A 26,214-nucleotide genomic window follows, 5' to 3' on the forward strand; every position below is an offset into this window, starting at 1 on the left:
AACGTCAGAGGGCGAATGTGGCGAAGCGCAGGGTCGCGAACGACGAGGTCTCACCGGCTTCGTAGAGAATCCCGACCGCGCCGTCGGGCAGCAGCACCAGATCGGAGTACCCGGCCATCCCCGGGTGCACGACCAGCGCAGGACGCCACGACTGCCCGAAGTCCTCACTGACGAAGACAGTCAGCTCCCGGCGGCTCGACGGGCTCACCGGTGTCGACATCAGGAGCCGGTCGTCGGGCAACGTGAGGACACTCCCCTGGATCCCCGGCGCGGTGACTTCCGGGATCCCGGCGTACGGCGCATCGAGCGTCGTACCGCCGTCGGACGACCACGCGTGGACACGGGCCGGCCCGGTCCCCTGGTGGTTGCGCGCGTTGAAGTACAACCGGCCGTCGGGCAGTTCAGCGACGGCCGTCTCGTTCGCGTTGATCTCCGACCCGTCGTTGCGATCGACGAACCCGACCGACCACGTGTGGCCGCCGTCGTCGCTGACGATGCAGTGCCCGCCGTTCAGCCGGATCAGATCGTCGACAGGTTCCGTCGGCACGAAGGAGTGATTGGCCGGTACGACGAGTCGCCCGCCGGTCAGCGCGATCGCGTGACACGGCCCGGTCGCGTACCAGCCCCAGTCGGACGGCTTCACCTGTGCGGTGATCTCCTCGGTCGGGCTCCAGGTCGCGCCGTCGTCCGCGGACCGTTGCACGAACACGCGCCGGCCGGACTCCGGATCGGTGCCGCGGGCAAGTGACATCTCGACCGCGTCGGCCCCGTTCTGCACCGTGACGAGCACGATGTCGCCGCTGGCCGGGTCGATCACCGGGGCAGGGTTGCCGCACGTCTTGCCTGCCACCGCCGACACGACCTGCAGCGGCAGCCAACTCCGCCCACCGTCGAGCGAGCGGCGCAGCACGACCTCAATCTCTCCCGCGTCGCCGGACCCGTGCAGGCGTCCTTCGCAGAAGGCGAGCACCAAGTCGCCCCGCGCCAGGACCGACGGGATCCGGAACGTGTGGTAGCCGCTGCCTACCGGGTCGAAGGCGACCGTAGGAGCGATTTCCAGCGCGCCGACTCTTGAAGACATAGGACGTACTATGTCATGGTGTGGCCCTCCGATGGAAGTGAGGCCTCATGCCAGTCAGCAGAAGAAGATTCCTCGGCGGTGGTCTGGCCGCCGCCGCTGTCGCGGTCACCGGTACGCCGCTGCTGGCGGGGTGCGCGTCGGACAAGAAAGGCACCGCCGCCGCCAACCTGGCGGTGAAGCTGCCGACCTACACCAGGTACGGCGAGATCAAGCCGGACCTGCCCGGCACCGACGTCGTCCTGGACGGCTTCCTGAAGTACCCGGCCAACCCGGTCAAGGCGATCAGCGAGGCGCCGGGTGACGGCAAGCCGATCACGTTCCTGACCAACATCCCGGGCGCGATCCCGCCGTCGGTGGACAAGAACCAGTTCTGGCAGAAGCTGAACGAGCGGCTCGGCTCCGAACTGCAGATCAGCATGGCGTCCAACGACGAGTACAAGGACAAGTTCGCGACCCGGATCGCCGGCGGCGACCTGCCCGATGTCATCAACATCCCGGTCGACACTGTGCAGATCCCCGGCCTGGTGAAGGCCAAGTGCATGGATCTGACCGAGCAGTTGTCCGGGGACGCGGTCAACAAGTACCCGTTCCTGGCCAACATCCCGACCGAATACTGGAAGGGTTGCGTCTTCAACGGCGCCATCTACGGCGTCCCGGTTCCGCGCGGTATGTCGCGGACCTCGCTGCCGCTGTACCGCGCGGATCTGCTGGCCGCCAAGGGGATCAAGGATCCGGCGCCGAAGAACTTCCAGGAGTTCTTCGACCTGGCCAAGGAGATGACCGCGGCCAAGCAGAACAAGTGGGCCTGGACCCGGGTGCCGCTGTCGACGATCCGGCAGATGCTCGCGATCCCGAACGTCTGGAAGGAGGACGGCGGCAAGTTCACCTCGATGTACGAGCACGAGGCACAACTCGACGCCCTCGAGGCCGGCCGCAAGATGGTCGCCGCCGGCGTGGTCAACCCGGACGCGTTCAACGACAAGGCCAGCGCCCGCAAGCAGTGGTTCAACGGCGGCATTGCCGCGTTCGACTACGACAGCTTCGTCGCCTGGAACCAGTACTACTCCGACAACACCGCCGGGCCGGCGTTCTCGGTGAACATGCTCGACGTCCCCGGCTTCGACAGCGGCACGGGCGCGCCCTGGATGGGTGCGGCGCTGAACAACGTCACGTCGTTCAGCAAGAACAGCAAGCACTCGGCCGACACGCTGCTGAAGATCGCGAACTGGATGGCCGCGCCGTTCGGCACCGAGGAGTACCTGTTCCGCAAGTACGGCGTCGCCGGCCGGCACTACACCTTGCAGGGCACCGACCCGGTGCCGACGAAGGTCGGCGTGGTCGAGACCGGCATCGGCGTGCAGTACATCAGCGACTCCGCCCTGGCGCTGTACTGGGCCGGCAAGCCCGACGTACCGCAGAACCAGCACGAGATCCAGACGAAGGTCGCACCGCGGCTCGTGTACGACGCGTCGTACGGGCTGTACTCCGACACCCAGTCGAAGAAGCAGACGCAGCTCGCGAAGACGATGACCGATCTGGAGAACCAGATCGTGCAGGGCAAGAAGCCGGTGTCGGACTGGACGGCGGCGGTCCAGACCTGGAAGTCCTCGGGCGGCGACACGATGCGCACCGAGCTCGAGCAGGCCCACACCGAGGCGGCAGGGAAGTAGATGCTCCAGCGCTCCGCACCGCGATCGCAACAGCTCAGCCTGGGGCGCCGTCTGCTCCGGGACCGGGTGCTGCTGCTGTTCGCGCTGCCCGGGATCGGGCTGATCATCGCGTTCCACTACGTGCCGTTGCTCGGCAACGTGATCGCGTTCAAGGACTACCAGCCGTTCCTCGGCATCGGTGGCAGCGACTGGTCCGGCTGGGCGAACTTCGCGGTGATCTTCAACGGCGACCCGGCGTTCCTGCGGTCGCTGAAGAACACGCTGATCCTGACCTGCCTGCAGTCGGTCTTCGTGTTCCCGGCACCGATCCTGCTCGCGCTGCTGCTGAACTCATTGTTCTCCGAGCGGATCAAGCGGATCGCGCAGAGCATCCTCTACCTGCCGCACTTCATGTCCTGGGTGATCGTGGTCGCGCTGTTCCAGCAGATGCTCGGTGGCAGCGGGTTGCTGAACAACTACCTGCGATCACACGACCTGGCGACGCTCAACATCATCGGGAACTCGGAGTTGTTCCACGTCCTGCTGACCTCGCAGATCATCTGGAAGGACACCGGCTGGGCGACGATCCTGTTCCTGGCCGCGCTGTCCCAGATCGACTCGCAGCTGTACGAGGCGGCCAGTGTGGACGGCGCGAGCCGGATGAAACAGCTGTGGCACGTCACCCTGCCGGGGCTGCGCGGGATCATCATCCTGCTGTTCATCCTGCGGCTCGGAGACTCGCTGACGGTCGGCTTCGAGCAGATCATCCTGCAGCAGCAAGCGGTCGGCCGGGACGTCAGTGAGGTGCTCGACACGTACGTCTACAACAACGGCGTACTCGGTGGTGCCTGGGGCATTGCGGCCGCGGTCGGGCTGGTCAAGGGCCTGGTCGGCGTCGCCCTGGTGCTGGCAGCGAACAAGGTGGCCCACATCTTCGGGGAGCAGGGGGTGTACAGCCGATGACGCAGACGATCGTTGCGCGAAGCCGCGCGCCCCGGAAGGTCGTGCAGGGCGTGCCGATGCCGTCCTGGCCGATGCGGGTGTTCAAGGGCCTGGTCCTGCTCGTGTTCTGCGCGGTGGTGATCATCCCGTTCGTCGGGGTGATCTCGACCAGCGTCGCGCCGAACAAACAGATCAACGAGTCCGGCGGCCTGGTGCTGTTCCCAGACTCGGTCAACTTCGGCGCCTACGAGTCGCTGTTCGCCGGCGGCGTGGTGACCCAGGCGCTGTTCATCAGCATCTTCGTCACCGTGGTCGGCACGCTGCTCAGCCTGACCGTGTCGTGTCTGCTCGCCTACGCGTTGTCCCGGCCGGGGTTCGCGGCCGGGCGGCCGATCCTGCTGGTGGTCCTGTTCAGCATGCTGTTCTCCCCCGGCATCATCCCGACGTACCTCGTGGTCAAGGGCGCCGGGCTGCTGGACAGCATCTGGGCCCTGATCGTGCCGACGATGGTGAGCGCGTTCAACGTGATCGTGCTGCGGGCGTTCTTCATGAACCTGCCGAACGAGATCACCGAGAGCGCCCGGATCGACGGCGCGGGTGAGCTGAAGACGTTCGTCCACATCGTGTTGCCGCTGTCCAAGGCCGTGCTGTCGGTGATCGGATTGTTCTACGCGGTGGCGTACTGGAACGCGTTCTTCTCCGCGCTGCTCTACCTGAACGACAGCAAGCTGTGGCCGTTGCAACTGGTGCTGCGGACGTACGTGATCAACGACACCCAACTCGGCAGTGCGGAGCTCGGCACCGAACTGCTCCCACCGCAGGCGTCGATCCAGATGGCGATCCTGGTCGTCTCGATCGTGCCGATCCTGATCATCTACCCGTTCCTGCAGCGGCACTTCGCCAAGGGCGTACTGACCGGGGCCGTCAAAGGTTGATCGCAACGGCGTGACGGATGCGTCACGAACGGTCGCCCTGAGCATGACCAGGGGTTGCCCAGGGCAACGCCAGGGTTGCGCCTGGGCAAATCCTGAGCAGACGGCAGGTACCGTCGACAGGTATGGGGACGCAGGCGCTCGAGCGGGTGGGACTGGGTGGGGAGAACGAGAACCGGCGATCGGGGACAGGCCCGGTCGTCTGGCGGGTGGTACGGGAAGCAGTCCTGTTGGCGACCTTGTTTCTCGTCTACAGCGCTGGACGCCAGATCGCGGCCAAACACACCGGCTCCGCGTTCGACCATGCGCACGACGTACTCGCCATCCAGAACTGGCTGCACCTGCCGAACGAGGCCTCGATCCAGCACGCGGCGCTGAAGCTTCCGCACCTGGTCGAGGGCGCGAACCTGTACTACGCGTCGGTGCATGCACCGCTGACAGCCGCCGTACTGCTGTGGCTGAGCATCTGGCGGCCGAAGGCCTACTCGCACGTTCGCTGGACGATCGTGGCGCTGACCGGCCTGGCGCTGGTCGGTCACATCGTGTTTCCGCTGGCACCGCCGCGGATGATGCCCGGGTTCGTCGACACCGGGCTGACGTTCGGCCAGTCCGTGTACGGCGTGGAGCGGTCCGGCGGGATGGCGAACCAGTTCGCCGCGATGCCGAGCCTGCATGTCGGGTGGGCGGCGCTGATCGCGCTCTCGATGATCCTGATCACCCGGACGAAGTGGCGCTGGCTCTGGCTGGCGCACCCGATCATCACCTTCGCGGTGGTCGTGGTGACCGCGAACCACTACTGGCTGGACGGCATCGTCGTACTCCTCCTGCTCGCGGCCACGCTGCCCCTGCTGCTCCGGCCCGGCCTGCACGACGACAGGCTGCGGACCCGTAATTCGGTTCCCCCGCGGCGGGTGCTCAAGTAACGTGGCTGGGCTTCCCACACCCCTTGCCGGAGGTTCCGCATGCCCCCCGATTCGTCCGACACCCTCCAGGCCGAGAAGGACTACCTGAAGACCTCGCGCGCCGCGCTCGCGGTGATGCGGGAGAAGACCGGCGCGCTGGAGATCCACAGCGCGGACCGGGTCAACGAGGAGTTCCTGAAGGCCGCGATCTGGCGGCGGATGAAGGAACTGGAGGACGACCCGGAGGTGCCGCTGTTCTTCGGCCGGCTGGACTACCTGGAGCCGACCGACGAGACGTTCCACATCGGCCGCCGGCATGTGAACGACGAGCTGGGCGAGCCGCTGGTGGTGGACTGGCGGGCGGATATCTCGGTGCCGTTCTACCGGGCCAGCAAGACCGAGCCGATGGGGGTCGGCATCCGGCGCCGGTTCGGCTTCACGCACGGCGAGATGACCGCGTTCGAGGACGAGGACCTGACGTCGTCCGCGGCCGCCGAGCAGCACAGCAACATCCTGGACGCCGAGATCGAGCGCCCGCGCTCCGGCCCGATGCGCGACATCGTGGCCACGATCCAGCCGGAGCAGGACGTGATCGTCCGGGCCGGCGTCGACGACACCATCTGCGTCCAGGGAGCGCCCGGGACCGGGAAGACCGCGGTCGGGCTGCACCGGGCGGCGTACCTGCTCTATGCGTACCGCGACCAGCTCAGCCGGTCCGGTGTGCTCGTGGTCGGACCGAACGCGAGCTTCCTGCGGTACATCGGCGACGTACTGCCCGCACTGGGCGAGATCGAGGCGAAGCAGACCACCGTTGAGGAGCTGGTCGGACGGGTGCGCGTGGCCGGGCCGGGTCCCGCGGCGGTCGACGTACTCAAGGGCGATGTGCGGATGGCGGAGGTGCTGCACCGGGCGGTGTGGTCGCAGGTGCAGCTGCCGAAGGAGGCGCTGGTCGTCCCGCGGGGCGCACACCGCTGGCGGGTGGCGACGTACCAGGCGGAGGAGCTCGTCAACGAGCTTCGGACGCGAGGAGTCCGGTACGGCGCCGGCCGGGCGATGCTGCCGCAGCGGCTGGCCCACGCCGTGCTGCTGCGGATGGAGGCGGCGGGCGACTCCCCGGACGACCGGGTGCAGGACGCTGTCGCGCGCAGCCGTCCGGTCAAGCAGTACGCCGAAGCGCTCTGGCCGGCCGTGGACCCGGCGAAGCTGCTCTTCCGGCTCTTCACCGATCCGGCGCTCCTGGCCGAGCACGCCGACGGCATCCTGACTCCGGAAGAGCAGGAGCTGCTGCTCTGGGAGAAGGCACCCCGCTCGGCCGGTGCGGCGAAGTGGTCCGTCGCGGACGCCACTCTGATCGACGAGATCGCCGATCTGGTCGACCGTACGCCGTCACTCGGTCACGTGGTGCTGGACGAGGCGCAGGACCTGTCGGCGATGCAACTGCGGGCCGTCGGCCGTCGCTGCTCGACCGGCTCGATGACTGTCCTCGGCGACATCGCGCAGGGCACCACTCCCTGGGCCACACCGTCCTGGGACGAAGCGCTGAAGCACCTGGGCAAGTCCGGCGCCCACACCGAGGAGCTGACCGCCGGCTTCCGCGTCCCCGGTCAGGTGATCGAGTACGCCGCCCGGCTACTCCCGACGATCGCTCCGCACCTCACGCCGCCCACAGCCGTACGACGTGCGCGCGGTGAACTCACCATCACACGAGTGCCGGACAGCCTCGCCGCAGCCATGGACACCGTCGGCGAAGTGTCGACCCGGCTCGGCTCGATCGGTCTGATCGTTCCTGACGCCCTGGTGCCGGCCACCCGCAAGGCCCTGCTGGCTTTGCAGATCCCGTTCTCCGTGCTCGGCGACGAGGACGACGTCGCCGCGCATCTGGACGTTGTACCGGCGTCGCTGGCCAAGGGTCTCGAGTTCGACCACGTCGTACTGGTCGAGCCGGCCGGCATCGTCGCCGGTGAGGCCGACGAGCGCACCGGTCTGCGCCGCCTCTACGTCTGCCTCACCCGTGCGGTCACGTCTCTTGCCGTGCTGCACAGCCAGGACATGCCGGCCGTACTAGAAACCGCGGGAGCCGCCTGAGCGCCTCGACGAGCGCCGGGAGGACCCGCCACCGCTGGAGCGCGTGCGGGACGACCAGGAGCTGCGCCGACGACGGCCGCTGGAACCGCTGGACCAGCCGTCGCTGTCGGAAGAGCCTGAGGACGCCGACCAACTGCTGACCGAGCTCCCCACGTCGGAGCTCCACCGGCCCAGCCGGGCACCGGGACGGCGAGAACGCCAACGAGCCCGCATCTGGTCTCTCGTCCGGCGAGCGTCGTCGTCAGGGAACCACCACTGACGCTCGTCGCCCTGCGACCAGTAGCCGTCGATGTACGCCGACATCTTCTCCCCGACCATCCAGTACGGCCGCAGGTTGCCACTCCACTGCTCGACCATCCGGACCTGCGGCTCCTCCCCGGCCACCGCCCGCTCCTTGCAGGCCGCGCAGACCTGAACCTCGCGGACCGCTCCGCGCTCCGGCTGCCACTCGACGGACGCCGTACTCGGACCGTGGCGGGGGTCGAAGAAGCAGGGCGGCGTCGGCTCCGGGATCGGCTTGCGGGCACGTACCGCATCCAGACACACCAGTCCGTACCGCGCAGAGCCCAGCAGCGTCGTCACGGCCTGGACATCGTCGTCACCCTCGGCCTCGTCCAGCCGGTGCCGCGCCTTCTCGACCGCGTCCAGCACGTCCTTGGACAGCTTGGACTGCTGCGGGTCGGGCGTGGTCGGCAGGTCGGACACCTGCTGCGACAGAGCGATGATCTCCTCGTTCAGCAGCGGCTTGGTGAGCTCCAGGTGCTCCTTCTCGTCCTTCCGGCGAGCCCGGCGAGCCCCGAGTGCCGACACACCCCACCAAAGCCCAGCCAGTCCGGCCGCACCACCGGCGTACGGCGCAGCGTCGATGTAGAACGGCTTGTCGACCTGCTGAGCCCGCTCGATGAACTTGCCCAGCATGTCCTCGTAGTCCGGCGCACAGCAGTCCACCGCCTGGTCCACGGCGTCCCCCACGTGGTACGTCGGCCCGTGGTCAGCCCGCTGCACGGCGTGGAACCCGCGGCCGTCGGACTCCGACGACGCGTCCACCAGTACGGCGTACACACCCTCGACACCGACGCGGTCGTACAGCTGGTCCGCGATCTCCTCGCCCTCCCAGGCCAGGTTCACGGAGAAGCCGCTGTCCGACGTGTTGATCTTCTCCGCCGGGATGACAGCGATCCGGATCGGTGCCGCGGCGCTCTTGGCCGCCGCGTCGAGCTGCGAGACCTCGGCCGGCGACAGCTCCTTCACATCCGGGTCGACCCAGATGCCGGCGTCGCCGAGGTGACCGGCCACGGTGCTCATGTAGGCGTCGGGATCCTCGGCCGCGTGAGCAGGCAGTGCGGGCAGTACCGAGGCCGCGACCAGTGCGAACGCTCCCAGCAGACGCTTCACCGTTCTCCTCCCGAGAGGCGGTTCCGGCAGGCGGCGCAGACCGGGACCTCACGGGACCGGCCACCAGGTGGCTTGTACATCCAGTCGGTCACAGAGATCCCGTGACCGGGGTCGAAGAAGCAGAGTGCTCGCCAGGGCGGCGCGATCTCCCCCGCGATCCGGGCCTGTGCACAGGCCAACCGCCAGCGGCCGTAGCCGACCGTGGCACGCACCCCCCGCAGCTGTTCGTCGTCGGGCTTGCCGTCGACGACGCGTCCGGCGGCGGCGTACGCATCCATCGCGGCCTGCACGTCCGCCGTGGTCGCAGTCCCGTCTCCATGGCCATCCAGACGCACGTCCGCCGCATCCAGTTCCTCCCCGAAGCGGGTGACGTCCTCCCGGGCCAGCCGTCTGCGCTCCTCCACCGTGTCCGCCTCGTCCGGCAGGACGTCGTACGACGGGCGGTACAGCGCAGGGCCGTCGTCCTTGCCCGGCCGGGACCTCCACCAGCGCAGCGCGAAGGCACCGGCGATCAGTACGACCAGGACGATGACAGACGGCCACAGCCAGCCGGGCGGACCACTCGGCGCCTTGGGCGCGCCGAGCTGGTCCAGCACTCCGTTGAGCGTGCCGACCGGATCGGACCGGCTGTGCTTGCCCAGCTCGTCGGTCAGGATGCTCGCGATCGGGGTGTCGACGCCGACCGCGCTCCCCCAGGTGATCAGCCCGCCGAACACGATCACGTAGATCCCGTCCGCCGACTGCTTGTCGACGACGGAGTCCAGGAACGCCTGGGCCGAGTCCTGCTTGTCCCGCCGGCCGTCGTTCAGCGCCTCTGCCGGGAGTACAGCGATCCGGATCGCCGGGCTGTGGTCCTTGATCCGCTCGGCCAGCTTCGCGGCCTCGTCGTCCGGGACCAGTGCGCGCTGCGACGAATCGACGTACACGGGTGACGTCTGCCAGCCTTCGACGACCGCTGCGGGGTCACTGGAGCCTGACACCGTGGACGTGAGCAGCAGGAGGGCGGCCAGAAAACGCATGGCCGCTATCCTGCTCTATCCCGGGTGCGAACCGTCAGTCGGTCGCAGTGACAGTGACACGGTCCTCTTCGGGCTCCAGGTGCTCGATCTCCTCGAGCCCGGGATCGCGCCGCAGTGTGAACACCAGCCCGAGCACGATCAGCGTCAGTACGGCGGACATCGGCGGCAGGAACCGCAGACCGGCCATGTCGATGACCAGACCGCCGACCACTGCGGCCAGTCCGGCACCCAGGTAGATCGCCGAGGCGTTGAGCGCGATCAGCAGGCCACCGCCGAGTTCCAGCAACAGGTTCTGGATCGGCGGGTTGAAGGCCCAGGTGAACAGACCCAGCACGAACAGAGCGGCTGCTGCACCGCCGATCGAGTTCGCGGTGAGGTCGAGTGTGGCGACGACGGCGATGATGCCGACCAGCAGCACGATCAGCGTGCGGATGCTGCCGAACCGGTCCGTGGCCCGGCCACCGATCACGTTGCCCAGTACGCCGCCCACGCCGTACAGGAGGAGCAGGATGCTGGTGGCGTTGCCGGCCAGGCCCGCGGTCTCCTTCAGGAACGGGACGATGTAGATGTAGACGCTCAGGGCGGCCAGCACTGCCAGGATCGTGATCGCCAGTACGGTCTGCACGCGCCGGTCGGTGACACCGGCGAACCGCTCGCGGAGTCCGACCTGCGGAGGCGCATCGACCTTCGGGAGTGCAGCGCGCTCGACGATGGCGACCAGTACGGCGACTGCTGTGATGAGCGCGAAGACACCCTTGTAGCCGAGTGTCGGGCCGAGGAAGCTGCCGGTCGGCACTCCGAGAACCAGCGCAAAGGTCAGGCCGCCGAACACGATGGCGACGGCTCGGCCGCGCTCCTCCGATGGCAGCAGACCTGTCGCGAACAGAGTGGCCGCCGGGGTGTACATGGCGGCGCCGAACGCGGCCACCACCCGGCCGACGATCAGCACGGGGTAGTTGGTGGCGACGGTGGCGATCAGGTTGCCCAACGCCGCCAGGACGAGAGCGGCGATGAGCAGAGTACGGCGCTCCCACCGGCCGGTCAGCGTGGACAGGATCGGCGCGCCGACGGCGTACGCCAGGGAGAACGCGGTGGCGAGCTGGCCTGCGGCGGTCAGGGAGACGTGGAGCTCGGAGCTGACGTCGGGCAGCACACCGGACACGACGTACGCGCTGGTGCCGACCGCGAAAGCGCCGGCGCCGAGCAGGTAGATCCGTGCGGACATCGAGGACCTTCCGGACGAGGGTTTCTTATTTCGACCGATATCGTACTACGAAGATCATCGAACTTCGATGGGCGTCGTATCATGGACACATGACAAGGAAGGCGCTCCCGCAGCCGGAGCGCGACGAGATCCGGGTCGAGTCGGTCCTGCAGGCCCTCGGCGAGCCGGTGCGCCTGCAGATCATCCGCGCCCTCGCGGACGCCCCCGAGGGCATCGCCTGCGGCGAGATCGAGCTCCCGGTCACCGCCTCCACCCGCGCCCACCACCTCCGCATCCTGCGCGAGGCCGGCGTCTTGTCCACCCACACCGAAGGCACCCGCCGCATCAGCACCCTCCGCCGCGAGGACCTCGAGTCCCTCTACCCCGGCCTCCTGACCGGCATCCTCACCGCCCGCCAGTAACCACCAGCGACGGGCGGCGCCTCGTCCCCGGCGGCACCTCCCCGACTGTGAATCTGGTCTGGAAACGTGAGGTCTTGGTGGGGAGATCGAGCGGTTGCCGTGGAGGTGGGGCTGGCAGACTGGGGCGGTGGTGGAGCTTCGTGGGCGGTGGAACGAGCTGGTGCCCGGCTCGGCATCGTTGGCGGACGAGCTGGTCGGCAGGTACGTCGAGCGCACCCGCCGCGCCTACCGCGACCAGTACCTCGAGATCGTCCTGACGGCCCTTGACTCACTGATCCAGCTCTCCACCGACCCGACCTCAGTCCGCCTGGCAGCCTGGTTCCACCGCGCCGTCCACGAACCAGGCGGCACCCCAGCCGAGGACGCCGAGGCATCTGCCCGCCTGGCCGAGCATCTCCTCCCGCAGTACGGCGTACCGCCCATCCGCATCGCCGAGGTCGCGCGCCTGATCCGCCTCACCGGCGACCTCGTCGCTCCCCCGCCCGACTCCTACGCACCACCCCGCCGCGACGCCAACGGCGACGTACTGCTCGACGCCGTCAACGCAGTCCTCGCCTCAGACCCCAGCCGGTACGCCATCCACACCGCAGAGGTACGCCGAGACGCCGGCGACCGGAAGGCAGCGCTGGAACGCCGGTACGACGAGGTCCGCGAACTCCTCGACGGCCACCTCTATCGGACCCAACTGGCCAGGCAGCGCCTGGGCCCAGTCGCTCGCGTCAACCTCGAGACAGAGCTGACCGGCCTCGACAGCGAACTACCCGCACCATGGCGCGGCTGGCAACAAGCAGCACTCACCGCCACGGCCACCTTCACCGCAGTCGGAGCCGCCGTCGCCTCCATCGCCGCATCGGGCGCGTCCTGGCAGGTCCCGGCCGTCGAGGACGAGGTCGGCTGGCCTCCCGTCGTACTCGCCGTGCTCGCGTTCTTCAGCGCACCAGTGCTGTTCCGCTGCGCCCGCAGCGCCAGCCAGCGCTCACGCCTCACCGCAGGCGCAATCCTGGCGGCCGCCGTGACCGGACTGCTCGTCGCCTGGGCTCGAGTCCCCAGCATCAACCCGGCCGTCGGTGTCGGGCTCAGAGTGCCTCTACTCATCTCCGCTCTGGTCTTGCTGCTCGTGGCCGGCACAGCAGCACTGGTCGCCTCACTCCTCCGCACCCGGACAGCCCGCTTCCTGCCCCCACGCAACCTGGGTCAGCAGCTCGCCTGGCTCGCGGTACCCGGGGTGATCGCACTCCTCCTCCTGCTGATCATCCAGCCGCTGGCACGCAGCTACGTGATGACCTCCAACGAGCGAGTGGACGGTCCACGCGAGCCGGCCGGCAAGGCGTCGCCCTCCACCCTGGACGGCGGTGTCGCCTGGGTCAGCAAGTCGCTGCCGGGGTCCGGCGCGGAGGAGGCGATCGGCACCAGGTACGGCATCGCCATCCCACGGCAGAGCGGTGTGGTCGAGATGCTGGACGCCGCCACCGGCGAACTGCGCTGGCGCTACAGCCGGTCCGACTCCGACGAGAAGCCGAACATCACAGCGACCGGCAACGGCGACTACGTGCTCGCCGAGTTCGCCGACATCGGCTATCTGCTTCTCGACGCCAACACCGGCCGCCGCAAGGCCACCTGGCCCGGCGGCACCCGAGACCACCTCATCCAGCAGTCCGAGCCACTGCTGACCGGCGAGCACGTCGCCCGCGGCTCCGACAAGCTCCACGGCGTCGACCCCGACGGCCACCAGCGCTGGACGTTCGAGCCTGGCAACTGCACCGACATCGGCGCGGTCGCGACCATGGACACCGTCGTCGCGTTCCTCGGGCACAGCTGCGGCAACGAGCGTGACGAGATGACCGGCTTCGATCTGAAGTCCGGCAAGAAGCTGTGGTCCAAGCCGTCGGCAGACATGTTCCGGCGTCCCGTGGTCGTCGCCGGACTGGTCGTGGTCGCCGAGCCAGCCGGCGACTCCGACGTCCCCGAGGCCCTGACTGCCATCGACCCACGCTCCGGCGAGATCAAGTGGCGCTGGCCGGTGCCACGGACCTGGGCGTGCCGCACGCTCCTCAACGCAGCCGGCCGCTACCTGGTCGTCGTGGACTGCCCCGGTCCAAGCACGCTGGAGAACCGCAAGACCGTGGTCACGGCGATCGACGCCGGCACCGGCGAGACTGCCTGGCAGGCGACCGCACCGGTCAGCCCGAGGGTGAAGGTCACCGTCACCGCGGACGCCAGGGTCATCTCCCTCGGCCGTGGCGTGGACGGCTGCCAGGCCAATGTGATCAGCCGGCTCGGCTTCCGTCAGGTGCCCCTCCCGACCGGCATCTCCTGCAGCCGCGACGCCCGCGCGATCGGCAACCTCGTCCTCACTTCGGGCAGCAACACCGTGATCGCCCTGCGCTGATTCAGAAGCGATAGCGCAGTACGACGTTCCCGCGGCGGGACAGCGACTCGCTGTGTGCGGACAACCGGTTCGCCCACCGCAGTCCGGCCGGGAACTGCTCGACTTCCGGCTCCCGGGTCAGCAGGATCTCCTTCACCAGCTTGAGCTTCGGGTTCCAGCTCTCCGGCGTCCGCGGATCGTCGAAGCCCTCGGACCGCATGATCGCCCGCACTGCCTTGGCGCCGGGGTAGATCTTGGCCGCCTTGACCGCGAACGTCGAGTAGGCGTTGAAGGCGATCTCGCCACTCGGGAAGTGGTCGATGATCCGGTTCAGGATCGCGCTCCACTCGGTCAGCGGGAAGAACGCCAGCAGCCCGTCCGCGACCACAACTGCCGGCAGGTCCGACGGAACGGCATTCAGCCACCCGGGATCGGAGATGTCGGCGGCGACATTGTGCACCCGCTCCTGGGCAGGGATCAGCTGCTGCCGAGCGCTGACGACGTCCGGGAAGTCGACGTCGTACCAGTCCGCGGTCGGCGGCCGGTCGATCCGCGACGCCCGCGAGTCGAGCCCCGCGCCGAGGTCGAGCCCGATCGCGTCCGGATGCCGAGTGAGGAAGTCCTGCGCGATCTGGTCCAGCTTCAAGGCCCGGTGGGCGATGTAGATCGCGCTGCTCGCGGCGATCTTGAGCTTGCGATAGTCGTAGTCGACCGTACGGACGATCTCGTCCGCCCGCTCGTCACCCAGCAGCGGATGGTCCCGCCGGTTGTCCAGCGCGCGGCCGCACAACGTCAGCCACAGACTGTCCTCCAGTTGATTGAATTCCGGGAGCGCGATCGTCACGGCTCACTCATCTCCTCTTTCTGCTGCTGCCGACGTCGCCGCCCGCAGCGTGGTGTCGTCGGTGTAGAGGCCGTACGTGTAGAGCTCGAGCGTCGGCACCGCCAACCGGCGCAGTACGTCGGGTCCGAACTCCTCGTGACCCAGCGCCCGCGCGAGCGCCGGCGGCATCGTCAGCGTCGCGAGGCTGAGCAGCACATTCAGTACGGCGAGCGCCCGCGGATCCGACGACTCGCGCATGCTGCCGTCGTCCACCCCGGCCCGCTGGACCGCCTCCGACTCGTCGACGATCTGCTCGACGAAGGTCTGCGCCGCCGGTGAGTCCTCCGCCATCGCACGCGTCATGTACTGGACGTGCAGCCGGTACTCCTCCGGGTCCGCGAGGTACTCGCGCATCAGATCCGGCGTACCCGCGCCCTGAGCGCGGCGGGTCAGCACCTGCAGGACGAACTCGTCGCACGCCGTACGCAGCCCGTCCTTGCTGCCGAAGTGGTGGACGACCAGCCCGGCGCTGACGCCGGCGGCCGCCGCGATCGCCCGAAGGTTCGTCTTCTGGAAGCCGTCGCGGGCGAACAACTCGACGGCGGCGTTCCGGATCTTCGCCGTCGCCGTGAGGTCCGCGTTGTCCACTGATCGCATGTTCAACATACTAAACAGTTGTTCAATCGCAGGCAAGCGACAGCGTCTGCCCGGCGGTCACCGACTAGCGCGCGAGTCGGGCTTCCGCGGACGCCAGGAGCTCGACCACGCGGACCCCGAAGGCGATATCGACGGGGTGCGACTCCCCTGACTCCGCCGCTTGGACCAGCTCCTCGACTGCCACCTGGTACACCTCGACCGGTGCCGTGTACTCGGCCGGCATAAGCGCCGTACCGGACTCTCCCCAGACACCTGTCTCGAAGCTTGAGCCGGACGGCGGGGCCGACAGCGTCAGGCTGGCGGTGCTCGTCGCGCCTGACTCATGGGTGACGACCAGGTGGACCAGCCCGCCCGCGCCGCCGACGGCGCTCAGCTCAACGATCGGTCCGAGCATCGCGCTCAGGTTGGACAGTGCGTGCGGCCCGACGTCCCAGAGCGCGCCTCGCTCCTCACGCCGCCACGGCGACTCGGCGTTCGGGTCCATCGCCGCCAGCATGCGCGCCCAGCCGCCCTTCCAGCCCGCCCGAGCCTGCACCTCCGCGAAGAACTGCCGCATGATCGGATCGAACCGGCCGGTGAAGAACACCAGAGTCGCAATCCCCTCATCGGCCGCTTCGTCGGCCAGCGCCCGGGCGTCGTCGAGCGAGTCGGCCACCGGCTTGTCCAGCAGCAGATGCTTGCCGATGGCAGCGGCCTCGAGCGCCATCGACGCCTGCACCTTCGGCGGTACGGCGAACGCAACCGCATCGACCGTCTCCAGTAACTCCGCGTAGTCGCCGTACGCCGGAACCTCCAACTCGGCCGCGAACGCGGCGGTTTTCGCCGCGTCCCGGCCCCAGACGCCGGCCAACTCGGCCCCGGAGGCGGCGCGCAGCCCTGGTCCGTGCGCCAGCCGAGCCCAGGGACCGGTGCCGACGAGACCGAAGCGCATGGTGTTCCTCCCGAGCCGGAAATGTGACCTGCACCGCAATTTCATCACTGGGATTCGATGCCTGACGCACCCATCGAAGCGGTCAGGTGACGAGCCGATATCGCTTTGGCCACGACCCTATCCGGGAACGCCGGATCGGTCGGCCGAGGCCTCCACCGGGTGCGAGACTCCTTAGCCATGGACCTGCGCGACCAGTGGAATCGCCTGCTGCCGCACGCGCAGCCGTTGGGCGACGATCTGCTGGCTCGTTACGCAGAGCAACACCGTCATTATCACGACCAGAGGCACCTGACCGAGGTGCTGCAGACCGTCGACGTACTGGCCGGCGCCGCGGATGACCCCGACACGGTCCGGCTCGCGGCCTGGTTCCACGACGCGATCTACGACCCGCAGGCCGACCCCGGCGAGAACGAGGAGGTCTCGGCCCAGCTGGCCGAGCTCGAACTGGCCGCGTACGGCGTCGACGCCGCTCGGGTGGAGGAGGTCGGCCGGCTGATCCGGCTCACCGCCAAGCACGACTGCGAGCCGGACGACGCGAACGGCGCGGTCCTGTGCGACGCCGACCTGCGCATCCTGAGCATGTCGGCGCAGCGGTACGACGAGTACGCCGCGGGCATCCGGCAGGAGTACGGCCACATCGGCGAGCGGGACTTCGCGCGCGGCCGGATGTCGTTCCTGCAGAGCCTGGCCGAGACCCGGCTGTACGCGACCGAGCGCGGCCACACCGACTGGGAGCAGGACGCCCGGGAGAACCTCCATCGGGAGGTCGAGTCGTTAGGCCCTAAGGCCGCCCGGCCGATCGGCGGGCTGATCCCGATCGTGTACTTCGGTGCTGCCCTCGGAGTCATCGTCGCCGCCTCGGTCCTGCTCGGCCGCGGTCTGGGCGCGGCCGCCAAGTGGCCGGTCGGTCCGGACGACGCCACCGGCTTCCCGGTCTGGACACCGATCGCGGGTACTGCGCTCGCCGCCGGACTGTCGTGCGCATGGTTCCGGCGGGCGCAGCAGCGGCTCGTCACCGTCCCCGCTCTGGTCTTCGGAGTGGTCGGGGTGATCGCCGTCGGCATCTGCTGGTGGCGTTGGCCGGCGGCACAGCCCGGTGCGGCGATGTCCGAGCGCTGGCCGTACCTGATGCTCGCGTCCGCGGCTCTGGTGGTCGCCGGTGCGCTCCTGGCGTTGGCGAGACGCCTGCGGCTTGCACCGCCGTACGCACAAGCTCCACCGCGGCTGCTCGGCATCGGTGCGACCGTCGTGTGTGGCGCACTGCTTGCCTGGATCGTGGTGTCGGCGGGCGAGCCGTTCGTGCAGGCCCGGCTCGAGACTGCCAACACGGTCAGCACGACGACTACGACCAAGCCCGACCAGATGCCGGTGCAGCTCGACGGGACCCTCGCCTGGAGCCGTGAGGTCCCAGCGGCCGGTGCCATCGCCGGTACGGCGGGCGGCATCGCCGAACTGCGGCCGGACGGTGTTGTTATGTCCGACGCCACCACCGGTCAGATCCGGTGGCGGTACTCGCGGGCCGACGTCAACGACGCCGCCTCCAGTGGTTCCAAGGGTCTCCTGATTTCCGGCGATGGGCGGACTATCGCCGCGCATCTCCCGTACGCCGGCAACCGTGCACCGGCCGGCATCGACCTGCCGACGTACGCCGTACTCGACGCGGTCAGCGGAGAGGTGCTGACCGAGGTCCACACCGACGGCGTGGCTCTCGCGGTCGACGCGAACCAACTGCTGGTGGCGGAGGGGAACTACGTCGTGGCCCACGGCGTGAGCGGTCCGACGCACTGGCGCACGCAGCTGCGCTGCAACGTGACGCAGGGCGAGCTCATCGGCGATCTGGCCGTGGTCGTGGACGCGTGCGGTGGGAACGGTGCCGTCGTGCGCGGACTGGATCTGAAGGACGGCGACCAGCGGTGGGAGGTCGACCTGGGTCTGCGGTTCGACCTGAGTGCCGAGCTGGACCCGACCACGTGGGTCGGCGACCTGGTCGCCGTACCGGACACGCGTGAGGTCTCCGGACTGATCTGGACCGGCGCTGCGGGCGGCACGCTGTTCCAGTGGTCCGTCGACGTCGGCGAGGGGCGCGTCATCTGGACGACCCCGGTGCCCGGTACGCCGCGGCCGCGGCTCGGGCCCGCGTCCTGCGACGCACAGCTCGCCGCTACCCATGCATCGCTGGTGCTGATCACCTGCCGGAACGCGACCGACCCCGGTCAGCCCCAGACGTACGACGTGTCCGCGGTGAGCCCGGCGGACGGCACACCGCAGTGGCACCACCTCCTGCAAGTGCCACCGAAGCTGCAGCAACCGGAGTACCCGCTTGACGGCTTCGGACTGCTGCCGGACGGGCGTGTGGTCACGCTGATGCCGCAACCGAACGGCAGCTGCTCCCCCGTCCTGATCGGCACCACCGGGGTCCAGCCCCGCCCGATCCTGGCCGGCCCGACCGCCACCTCGGTCGCCGCCTCCGAAGAGGTCACCTGCAACAAACCGGCCGTCACCGTCGCCGGCGCCCGCCCCGCCTTCTCCGACGGCACCCGCCTCTTCGCCCTCAACTAGACTCCCGGGAATTCTGTTGCCCGAGGCAGCGTTCCTACCTATCGTGACGCTCATGTTCCGCGTGGTTTTCGAGTACGACCTGTCAGGCACCGGCCTGACAGGCGCTCCCACGTGGGCTGCGTCAGTCGATTCAGCCACCTTCACCGGCGCGCGAATCCGACCCTCCTCCTGCTGAGCAGGACCCGCGGAGGAGGGTGGACCGCTCACCGGCCCCCTCCCGCGTGGTGACAGCTGCGGAAGGCTTGCCGGAGGGTCCTGGCTCTTCGAATCTTCTGACCAGCAAAGGAAAACTCATGGCCAAGAGCCAGTTCGTGCGGACCAAGCCGCACCTCAACATCGGAACGATGGGTCACGTCGACCATGGCAAGACCACTCTGACCGCCGCCATCACCAAGGTGCTCGCCGAGCGCGACCCGGCCGTCAACCGGTTCGTCGCGTTCGACGGTATCGACCGGGCGCCTGAGGAGGTCGCGCGCGGGATCACGATCAACATCTCGCACGTCGAGTACGAGACCGCGACCCGGCACTACGCGCACGTCGACATGCCCGGGCACGCCGACTACGTGAAGAACATGATCACCGGCGCCGCCCAGGTGGACGCCGCGATCCTGGTCGTCTCCGCGCAGGACGGCGCCATGCCGCAGACGCGTGAGCACGTGCTGCTCGCGCGCCGGGTGGGCGTGCCGTACCTGGTGGTCGCACTGAACAAGGCGGACACCGTCGACGACCCCGAGCTGCTCGACCTGGTCGAGCTGGAGGTCCGTGAACTCCTGTCGGAGTACGGCTTCCCGGGCGACGACGTACCGGTCGTGCGTGTCTCCGGGCTGCGGGCGCTGGAAGGCGACCCGCGCTGGACCGCCGCGATCGGTGAGCTGCTGGACGCGGTGGACACCTATGTCCCGGTGCCGGACCGTGAGCTGGGCGAGCCGTTCTTGATGCCGATCGAGAACGTCCTCACCATCAGCGGCCGCGGCACTGTGGTCACCGGTGCGGTCGAGCGCGGTTCGCTGAAGCTCGGCGACCAGGTCGAGGTGGTCGGTCTCGGTCCGACAGTCACCAGTACGGCGATCGGACTGGAGACGTTCGGCAAGTCGCTGGAGTCCGCGGACGCCGGCGACAACGCAGCGGTCCTTCTGCGCGGTGTGAAGCGCGACGAGGTCCGCCGCGGCCAGGTAGTAGCCCCGCCGGGCAGCGTGACACCGCACCGCAAGTTCCGTGCGACCCTCCACGCCCTGTCCACCGCCGAAGGCGGCCGCCACACCCCCTTCGCCGCGGACTACCGCCCGCAGTTCTACTTCCGCACCACCGACGTCTCCGGCGGCATCGACCTGGGCGAAATCACCCTGGTCATGCCAGGCGACACCATCGACCTAACAGTCGACCTCGAGAAGCCAATCGCCATGACCCCCGGCCTAGGCTTCGCAGTCCGAGAAGGCGGCCACACAGTAGCCGCCGGCACAGTCACAGAACTACTCGACTGAACGAACGGCCCCCAACCACACGGTTGGGGGCCGTTCTGCTGCGCCGGCTTTGGGGTTAGGTGCCTTTGCGGTGGCGGAGGCCGGCTTTGGTTAGGCGGTGGACTAGTTCTCGGCTGGAGACTGGGGTGGCGCCTGCGGCGATGAGGGAGTCGTATTGGTCGCTGGGGACGTCGTAGTGGTCTCGGTCGAAGCCTCTGGCGGGGATGCCGGCGGCTTTGGCGAAGGCGTGGAGTTCTTCGTAGGACTCGTCGCTGACGAGGTGGGACCAGACGCGGTCCCAGGCCGGCCAGGCCGGTGGGTCGATGAGGATCATTCGCGCGAGTCCCCGGAGTCCTGGTCGCGAGCGTCGGGGGCGTCGGGCGTGGATTGTGCGGGTGAGCCGGGATCGGGCTGTGCGTCTCGGGTGCGGGCGTCTTGGGCGTCCAGGAGGTTGCGCCAGGAACGGACGAAGCCGGAGTTCACGTAGGCCTTGGTCCAGGAACCGTCTTGGCGGACGGAGGAGCCGACGTGGAAGCGACGTACGCCGGACTGGTGGAGCCACGGCACGTGCTCTGGACGGAGTGAGCCGCCGGCCATCATGACGCCGGCGATCGCGGGATTGTCCTTGGCGAGCTTGCACAGATCGTCGAGCCCGTGCGTGACGCCGAGAGCTGATCCGGCCGTGAGTACACAGTCCAAACCGGACAGCGATCGCAGCGCACGCCAGGCCGACGCTTGCTCCAGTACCGCGTCAATCGCGCGATGGAAGGTCCACGGCGTGCCGGCGAAGGTGCTCGCCAGCGCTGCGACGGACTCGACGTCCACGGCGTTGTCGGGAGTCAGGAAGCCGAACACGAAGCCATCGGCGCCGGCCGCGAGGTAGGACTGGGCACTCGCGGTGAGCCGGTTGAGTTCGGCGCCGTTGGTGACGAAGGAGTCGGACAGGCGCAACATCACTCGCAACGGGAGATCGGTCGACCGCCGGATCGCGCTGACCGTCGACACCGACGGGGACAAGCCGTCGGCCTCCATCGACGCGCACAGTTCCAGCCGGTCCGCCCCACCCTCCTGCGCCGCCTCCGCATCCGCCGGATGCAGCGCGATCACCTCCAGCAACGAACCCATACCCGCCATCATCCCGCACAGCCCGGGCACCGCCCGCAAGCAGTCCCAGAAATAGGTGTTGCACTCTCCGGAGGTCTTCTGTATCGTTTTTCTAGAACGATTTAGAAGAACGATACAGAAGACTGTCACCAGGCAGTCCACGACCGGGAGGCGGAAAGATGGCAGGAGTCACGCTCAAGACCGTGGCCAAGGCTGTTGGTGTGTCGCCGTCGACTGTGTCCAACGCTTACAACAAGCCGGATCAGCTGTCCGTCGCCCTGCGCGAGCGGATCCTGAACACGGCCCGCGAGCTGGGGTACTCCGGACCGGACGCGTCTGCACGCGCTCTGCGCAGCGGCAAGGCCGGTGCGGTCGGGGTGCTGTTCACCGACAAGCTCGCCTACGCGTTCTCGGATCCGTACGCGGTCGGCTTCCTGGCCGGTCTGGCCGAGGTCGCAGAGGAGTTCAGCACCAGCCTGCTGCTGATGCCGCTCAGCTCGACCGACATCGCGGGCGGCAGCAACGCAGTACAGCAGGCAGCCATCGACGCAGCGGCGATCTTCTGCGTCCCCAGTGGCAACCCGGCGCTGGATATCCTCGCGAACCGGGGCATCCCCGCCGTATCCACCGACCGAGGTGACCACCCGGATCTGTCCTGGGTCGCCATCGACGAGGTGGCGGCGGCCGCACAGCTGGGCGAGCACCTGGCCCGGCTCGGCCACCGCGACGTCGTCGTGCTCGTCGACAACGCCGAGGCGGCCGGCGGCAATCCGGTCGAGCTCAGCGTGGACGAGGTCGGCTACACCGACTGCGAGCTGCGGATCCAGGGCCTGCAGAAGGCGATGCCCGATGCCAGGCTGCGGATCATCTCCGGCGGTCACAACGCGTTCAGTTCCGGCCGCACGGGCGCCGAATGGGTACTCGACTCGCAGGACCGGCCGACCGCGATCGTCGGACTGAGTGATGTCCAAGCGCTCGGCGCGCTGGAGGCGATGAGGGTACGCGGACTGGTCCCGGGCCGGGACCTGACGCTGGCCGGATTCGACGACATCCCGGCGGCCGAGGCGGCTGGACTGACCACGGTCCACCAACCGATCAGGGAGAAAGGCCGTGCGGTCGGCAGGATCCTGCTGGACCCGGCGGTCACCGAGCGACAGCTCCTGATGCCGACAGAGCTGATCGTCCGCGCGAGTAGCGGACCAGCCCCGAAGGCCTGACAACCACACATCACCACCCAGGACCCACGCGGGTTCCCGGGTCGATACCGCACGACTTCCGACGGCCGCCCGGCCGCCGGCCGATCCACCACGCTCTCAGGAAGGGAGCAGAACCATGACGTACTTCATCGCCGGCAACACCGCGGTCGAGAACGCTCGGTCCCTTGCGCAGTCGGCACTTCCGAACGCTCCCCAGCAGCCGTACGACGAGCCGGTCGCACGCCACGGCGTCGCGGTCCGGATCAGCGCAGTACTTCGGTCCGCCGCCCAGCGCCAGCTCGGTCTCGCCGAGCGCCTCGACCCGACCCCGAACTGCCCGACCACTGGCTGATCACGGACCTGCAGCACTCACCAAGCAGGCACGTCGCGAGCGATTCACGCTCATCGGCAGGCTCGCACGGCCCGGACCGCCGGGCTGGTGAGTGCTGCAGGTCCGCCTCCACAAACCCCACGCCCGGCCGGGCGTGGGGTTTTGTCGGTGTGGTCTGGCACTCTGTAGGGCGATGAGTGAGCCAGGGGTGTTGCTGACCGCCCGTGCCATGGTCCTGCATGACCTGGCCGCGCGGGGGTTCGACGACGCGGTGATGGTGTCGGTGCTCGAGGACGCCGTGGCCGGCCGCCAGTGGTGGCTGGACCAGTGGCCGGACGGCGCCGAGCACATCGCCGGCCTGGTCGCGCAGGATGTGCAGGACCGCCTGGTCGACTCCGGTGTGCGCTGGCCGCGGTGTACGGCGTGCGACGACCTGCACGATCACGAGCTCCGGATCGAGCCCGAGCTCGGCCCCGACCCACACTGGGTCTGCGAGCGCGCCGGCATCTCGGTCGCGCCGCTCGGCCGCCTCACCTGACCCCGATCTGCCCAGGGCCAACCCGTCATATCCCCCTTGACCTCAAGATTGCTTGAGGTCTGACGGTGAGGTCCATGACTTCACCTGATCACACCCAGAGCGGTACCCCAGGGATATACCTGATTGCACTACATGTAGACAGGCTACTATTGTCTGTCTACATGAAGGCTCTCGTCCCTCTCCGCCTGGTCGCCGGCCTCCACGCCGTCGCGATCTGCCTGCAGCCCGTGCTGGCCGGCGCCTACCTCAACGGCTCCGGCCCCGCCCTGCGGATGCACGAGCCGATCGGTCTGTCGCTCGCCGGCATCGGCCTTATCCAGTTGCTCATAGCAACGGCCTGGTGGCGTACCGGCGGCCGCGGGATCGCCCCGGTGGTCGCCCTGCTGATCCTGGCCGGCGAGGTGTACCAGATCGCGATGGGCTACACCCGCGACCTGGCCGTCCACATCCCGCTCGGCGTCGCGCTGGTGGCCGGCACGGTCGCGTTCGCCGTCTGGATCAACCGCAAACCCGCGGAGGTGCCGGCATGACCACCCTCGCCGTCGAGAAGCAGGTACGACGCCCGCGCGCGACCCTGTGGGCACTCCGGATCACGCTTCTGCTGCACGCCGCACTCGCGATCGGGCAGCCGATCTTCGCCGGCTACTTCTTGTCCGGCGACGTCGATGCGATCAACACGCACGCCGCGATCGGCGGGACGATCTGGATGGTGGCGATGATCCAGATCGTCGTCGCGATCCTCTACTGGCGCCCGGGCGGCGGGCGGTTCTGGCCGACCTGGCTCACCGCCCTGCTGTTCTTCGCGGAGTTCGCCCAGGCCATCTTCGGCTACCAGCAGAACTTCTCGTTCCACGTCCCACTCGGGACCGCCATCGTCATCAGCATCGTCTGGATGGCCGTCTGGTCGTTCCGCCCCACCGCACGCCTGAGCCGCCAGGAGGCCAAGAAATGAAGCTGTCCCGCCGTGGGTTCCTGGCCGTTGCCGGCGGCACCGGTGCTGCCCTGACGCTGACCAACTGCGGCCTCGAGACGAGCCCTGGACAGGCCGGTGAACTGCTCCGCAGCAAGGCACCGCTCCCCGAGCCGTTCAAGGTCCCACTCCCGATCCCGCCGGTGAAGAAGCCGGTCCGCTCCGACGCGAACGCCGACTACTACCGCGTCGTACAGAAGAAGGCGATGGTCGAGATTCTCCCTGGCCTCAAAACCGAGGTGATGGGGTACGACGGCCTGCTGCCCGGGCCGACGTTCGACGTACGGAGCGGGCGGACGACTGTCATCGAGCAGGTCAACGAGCTCGACGTGTCGACCGTCGTTCACCTGCACGGCGGTCACACTCCGGCCGCAAGTGACGGCTGGCCCCTCGACCTCCTGATGCCGGTCGGAGGTCAGGGCGAACACGCAGGGCACCACACCATGACCGGCGGTGACATGAAGATGGGCAGCCGGACCTACACGTACCCGAACACGCAGCGCGCCGCCATGCTCTGGTACCACGACCACACGATGGACTACACCGCTCCACAGGTGTACCGCGGCCTGTTCGGACTGCACGTCGTCCGCGACGACGAAGAGGACCAACTGCCTTTACCCAAAGGCGATCGTGAGATTCCGCTGGTGATCGCAGATCGCGCATTCGACGACAACGGCGCGTTCCTCTACCCCGTGGCCAAGGACGGCGTCGGTGTCGAATCGCAGTACATGGAGGGTGTCATCGGTGACGTGACACTGGTGAACGGTGCGCCATGGCCGGTGCACGAGGTGGACGCGGTTCGCTACCGGCTGCGCTTCCTCAACGCGAGCAACGCCCGTCGCTACGAGCTCGCCTTCGACAAGGGGCCGGCGAAGTTCGTCCAGATCGGCAGCGACGGTGGGCTGCTGGACAAGCCGGTCGAGCACAAGACGCTGGTGATCGCGCCCGCGGAACGCTTCGACGTGATCGTGGACTTCTCGCAGTACCAGCCGGGTGACGAGGTCACGCTGGTGAACAAACTCGACGGCAGCGCGAACGTGATGCGGTTCAAGGTCGCCCGCAAGGCCACCGACGCCAGTCGCATCCCGGACAAGCTCTCGTCGTACGCCGCCGTTCCCGAACCCACCGGCCTCACCCGACGGCAGTGGCGGTTCCGCCGCGGCGATGCGGGCGGGCACAAGGGGTGGACGATCAACGGCAAGGCGTTCGACCCGAAGGTGATGCAGGCGCAAGTGAAGCTCGACCAGTACGAGGTGTGGTCGTTCGTCACCGACGTCCACCACCCCGTGCACGTCCACCTCGCGCCGTTCCAGGTACTGCGGCGCGGCGGCGGCCACCCCGGCGGGTACGACGGCGGCTGGAAGGACACCGTCGACATCCGGCCCGCCGAGGTGGTCGACGTACTGGTCAAGTTCACCGCCCACAAGGGCAAGTACCTGATCCACTGCCACAACCTCGAGCATGAGGACATGGCCATGATGGCGGCCTTCGAGACGATCTAGGTACGCCGGAGTTCGCGCACCGCGAGCGCCGTCAGCCAAGCGAATCCCACCGTCACGGTGAGCCGCTGGAACAGCCCGGCGAGGTCGACGAAGGCAGGCGGGCAGCGAGAAGGCGTCATGTAAGGCGCCAGAGGTGGTGTAGTC

The 26,214-nt window shown here is 68.5% G+C and carries 25 protein-coding genes; 15 read left to right on the plus strand and 10 right to left on the minus strand.

All coding sequences use genetic code 11. From position 1 onward, the window contains the following. Nucleotides 1–4: 4 nt before the first annotated feature. Complete coding sequence (locus E0H73_RS25020) at nt 5–1,081, minus strand: sialidase family protein (protein WP_131360678.1); 1,077 nt, start codon at nt 1,079–1,081, stop codon at nt 5–7. A 47-nt stretch (nt 1,082–1,128) separates the two neighbouring features. Here E0H73_RS25020 and E0H73_RS25025 point away from each other — a divergent pair, with 47 nt between their 5' ends. From E0H73_RS25025 to E0H73_RS25045, 5 genes are all read left to right on the plus strand, one after another. Next, complete coding sequence (locus E0H73_RS25025) at nt 1,129–2,751, plus strand: type 2 periplasmic-binding domain-containing protein (protein WP_131360680.1); 1,623 nt, start codon at nt 1,129–1,131, stop codon at nt 2,749–2,751. Continuing rightward, nucleotides 2,752–3,693 carry an ABC transporter permease gene (locus tag E0H73_RS25030; protein WP_131360682.1) on the plus strand — a complete coding sequence of 314 codons (942 nt, stop codon included), beginning with the start codon at nt 2,752–2,754 and terminating at the stop codon, nt 3,691–3,693. It begins immediately after the preceding gene. Further along, nucleotides 3,690–4,607 (plus strand): carbohydrate ABC transporter permease, encoded by a 918-nt coding sequence (locus E0H73_RS25035; protein WP_131360684.1) that lies wholly within the window; start codon nt 3,690–3,692, stop codon nt 4,605–4,607. Before E0H73_RS25030 ends, E0H73_RS25035 begins: the two co-directional genes overlap by 4 nt. Before the next feature lie 122 nt (nt 4,608–4,729). Next, on the plus strand, nt 4,730–5,527 hold the full coding sequence (locus E0H73_RS25040; protein ID WP_131360686.1) for a phosphatase PAP2 family protein: 798 nt from the start codon (nt 4,730–4,732) through the stop codon (nt 5,525–5,527). 39 nt (nt 5,528–5,566) lie between these two features. Further along, entirely contained in the window at nt 5,567–7,591 is a 2,025-nt protein-coding gene (locus E0H73_RS25045) for a HelD family protein (protein WP_131360688.1), read from the plus strand. Here E0H73_RS25045 and E0H73_RS25050 read toward each other — a convergent pair. Genes E0H73_RS25050 through E0H73_RS25060 form a run of 3 tightly spaced genes read right to left on the minus strand, consistent with a single transcriptional unit; the run spans nt 7,568 to nt 11,230 of the window. After that, nucleotides 7,568–8,986: a hypothetical protein gene (locus E0H73_RS25050; protein WP_131360690.1), complete on the minus strand. Its 1,419-nt coding sequence runs from the start codon at nt 8,984–8,986 to the stop codon at nt 7,568–7,570. The genes E0H73_RS25045 and E0H73_RS25050 overlap by 24 nt on opposite strands. Beyond that, nucleotides 8,983–10,005, minus strand: a complete 1,023-nt coding sequence (locus E0H73_RS25055; protein WP_131360692.1) for a hypothetical protein — start codon at nt 10,003–10,005, stop codon at nt 8,983–8,985. Before E0H73_RS25055 ends, E0H73_RS25050 begins: the two co-directional genes overlap by 4 nt. 34 nt (nt 10,006–10,039) lie before the next feature. Continuing rightward, nucleotides 10,040–11,230: an MFS transporter gene (locus E0H73_RS25060; protein ID WP_131360694.1), complete on the minus strand. Its 1,191-nt coding sequence runs from the start codon at nt 11,228–11,230 to the stop codon at nt 10,040–10,042. A gap of 89 nt (nt 11,231–11,319) precedes the next feature. On the opposite strand from E0H73_RS25060, the gene E0H73_RS25065 reads away from it, so the two are divergent. Then, nucleotides 11,320–11,631 carry an ArsR/SmtB family transcription factor gene (locus tag E0H73_RS25065; protein ID WP_131360696.1) on the plus strand — a complete coding sequence of 104 codons (312 nt, stop codon included), beginning with the start codon at nt 11,320–11,322 and terminating at the stop codon, nt 11,629–11,631. Nucleotides 11,632–11,758: 127 nt separating this feature from the next. Then, a complete protein-coding gene (locus tag E0H73_RS25070; protein ID WP_238164238.1) occupies nt 11,759–14,020 on the plus strand; it encodes an outer membrane protein assembly factor BamB family protein in 2,262 nt (753 codons plus the stop codon). Between the two features lies 1 nt (nt 14,021). Here the strand turns inward: E0H73_RS25070 and E0H73_RS25075 are convergent, their stop codons facing one another. The 3 genes from E0H73_RS25075 to E0H73_RS25085 all read right to left on the minus strand — a co-directional run bounded on the left by E0H73_RS25075 (nt 14,022) and on the right by E0H73_RS25085 (nt 16,410). Next, a complete protein-coding gene (locus E0H73_RS25075; RefSeq protein WP_131360700.1) occupies nt 14,022–14,843 on the minus strand; it encodes a class I SAM-dependent methyltransferase in 822 nt (273 codons plus the stop codon). A 3-nt stretch (nt 14,844–14,846) separates the two neighbouring features. Beyond that, nucleotides 14,847–15,479, minus strand: a complete 633-nt coding sequence (locus E0H73_RS25080) for a TetR/AcrR family transcriptional regulator (RefSeq protein ID WP_202867554.1) — start codon at nt 15,477–15,479, stop codon at nt 14,847–14,849. A gap of 64 nt (nt 15,480–15,543) precedes the next feature. Further along, nucleotides 15,544–16,410 (minus strand): Gfo/Idh/MocA family protein, encoded by an 867-nt coding sequence (locus tag E0H73_RS25085; RefSeq protein ID WP_131360702.1) that lies wholly within the window; start codon nt 16,408–16,410, stop codon nt 15,544–15,546. A 177-nt stretch (nt 16,411–16,587) separates the two neighbouring features. Here E0H73_RS25085 and E0H73_RS25090 point away from each other — a divergent pair, with 177 nt between their 5' ends. Both E0H73_RS25090 and tuf read left to right on the plus strand, forming a co-directional pair. Next, nucleotides 16,588–18,969: a PQQ-binding-like beta-propeller repeat protein gene (locus E0H73_RS25090; RefSeq protein ID WP_131360704.1), complete on the plus strand. Its 2,382-nt coding sequence runs from the start codon at nt 16,588–16,590 to the stop codon at nt 18,967–18,969. A gap of 293 nt (nt 18,970–19,262) precedes the next feature. After that, nucleotides 19,263–20,450 (plus strand): elongation factor Tu, encoded by a 1,188-nt coding sequence (gene tuf, locus E0H73_RS25095; RefSeq protein WP_131360706.1) that lies wholly within the window; start codon nt 19,263–19,265, stop codon nt 20,448–20,450. Nucleotides 20,451–20,505: 55 nt separating this feature from the next. Here tuf and E0H73_RS25100 read toward each other — a convergent pair whose 3' ends face one another. Next, nucleotides 20,506–20,763 carry a DUF4031 domain-containing protein gene (locus tag E0H73_RS25100; protein ID WP_131360708.1) on the minus strand — a complete coding sequence of 86 codons (258 nt, stop codon included), beginning with the start codon at nt 20,761–20,763 and terminating at the stop codon, nt 20,506–20,508. After that, nucleotides 20,760–21,554, minus strand: coding sequence for a copper homeostasis protein CutC (locus E0H73_RS25105; protein ID WP_131360710.1), 795 nt, complete (start codon nt 21,552–21,554; stop codon nt 20,760–20,762). Before E0H73_RS25105 ends, E0H73_RS25100 begins: the two co-directional genes overlap by 4 nt. 158 nt (nt 21,555–21,712) lie before the next feature. Between E0H73_RS25105 and E0H73_RS25110 the strand changes: the two genes are divergently transcribed. The 6 genes from E0H73_RS25110 (at nt 21,713) to E0H73_RS25135 (ending at nt 26,070) form a co-directional block, all read left to right on the plus strand. Beyond that, the gene (locus E0H73_RS25110; protein ID WP_131360712.1) at nt 21,713–22,750 is read left to right on the plus strand and encodes a LacI family DNA-binding transcriptional regulator; all 1,038 of its coding nucleotides are present in this window, start codon (nt 21,713–21,715) and stop codon (nt 22,748–22,750) included. Nucleotides 22,751–22,865: 115 nt separating this feature from the next. After that, nucleotides 22,866–23,081 (plus strand): hypothetical protein, encoded by a 216-nt coding sequence (locus E0H73_RS25115; RefSeq protein ID WP_131360714.1) that lies wholly within the window; start codon nt 22,866–22,868, stop codon nt 23,079–23,081. 172 nt (nt 23,082–23,253) lie between these two features. Beyond that, complete coding sequence (locus E0H73_RS25120; RefSeq protein ID WP_131360716.1) at nt 23,254–23,598, plus strand: hypothetical protein; 345 nt, start codon at nt 23,254–23,256, stop codon at nt 23,596–23,598. A gap of 161 nt (nt 23,599–23,759) precedes the next feature. Beyond that, nucleotides 23,760–24,128 carry a hypothetical protein gene (locus tag E0H73_RS25125; protein WP_131360718.1) on the plus strand — a complete coding sequence of 123 codons (369 nt, stop codon included), beginning with the start codon at nt 23,760–23,762 and terminating at the stop codon, nt 24,126–24,128. Next, nucleotides 24,125–24,550, plus strand: coding sequence for a hypothetical protein (locus E0H73_RS25130; RefSeq protein WP_131360720.1), 426 nt, complete (start codon nt 24,125–24,127; stop codon nt 24,548–24,550). The genes E0H73_RS25125 and E0H73_RS25130 overlap by 4 nt, the downstream gene beginning before the upstream one ends. Then, nucleotides 24,547–26,070 (plus strand): multicopper oxidase domain-containing protein, encoded by a 1,524-nt coding sequence (locus E0H73_RS25135; protein ID WP_131360722.1) that lies wholly within the window; start codon nt 24,547–24,549, stop codon nt 26,068–26,070. Before E0H73_RS25130 ends, E0H73_RS25135 begins: the two co-directional genes overlap by 4 nt. Here the strand turns inward: E0H73_RS25135 and E0H73_RS48025 are convergent. Continuing rightward, nucleotides 26,067–26,189 carry a hypothetical protein gene (locus E0H73_RS48025; RefSeq protein ID WP_272949151.1) on the minus strand — a complete coding sequence of 41 codons (123 nt, stop codon included), beginning with the start codon at nt 26,187–26,189 and terminating at the stop codon, nt 26,067–26,069. The genes E0H73_RS25135 and E0H73_RS48025 overlap by 4 nt on opposite strands. Nucleotides 26,190–26,214 lie beyond the last annotated feature (25 nt).

The organism is Kribbella pittospori, from assembly GCF_004331465.1.
Taxonomy (GTDB): domain Bacteria; phylum Actinomycetota; class Actinomycetes; order Propionibacteriales; family Kribbellaceae; genus Kribbella; species Kribbella pittospori.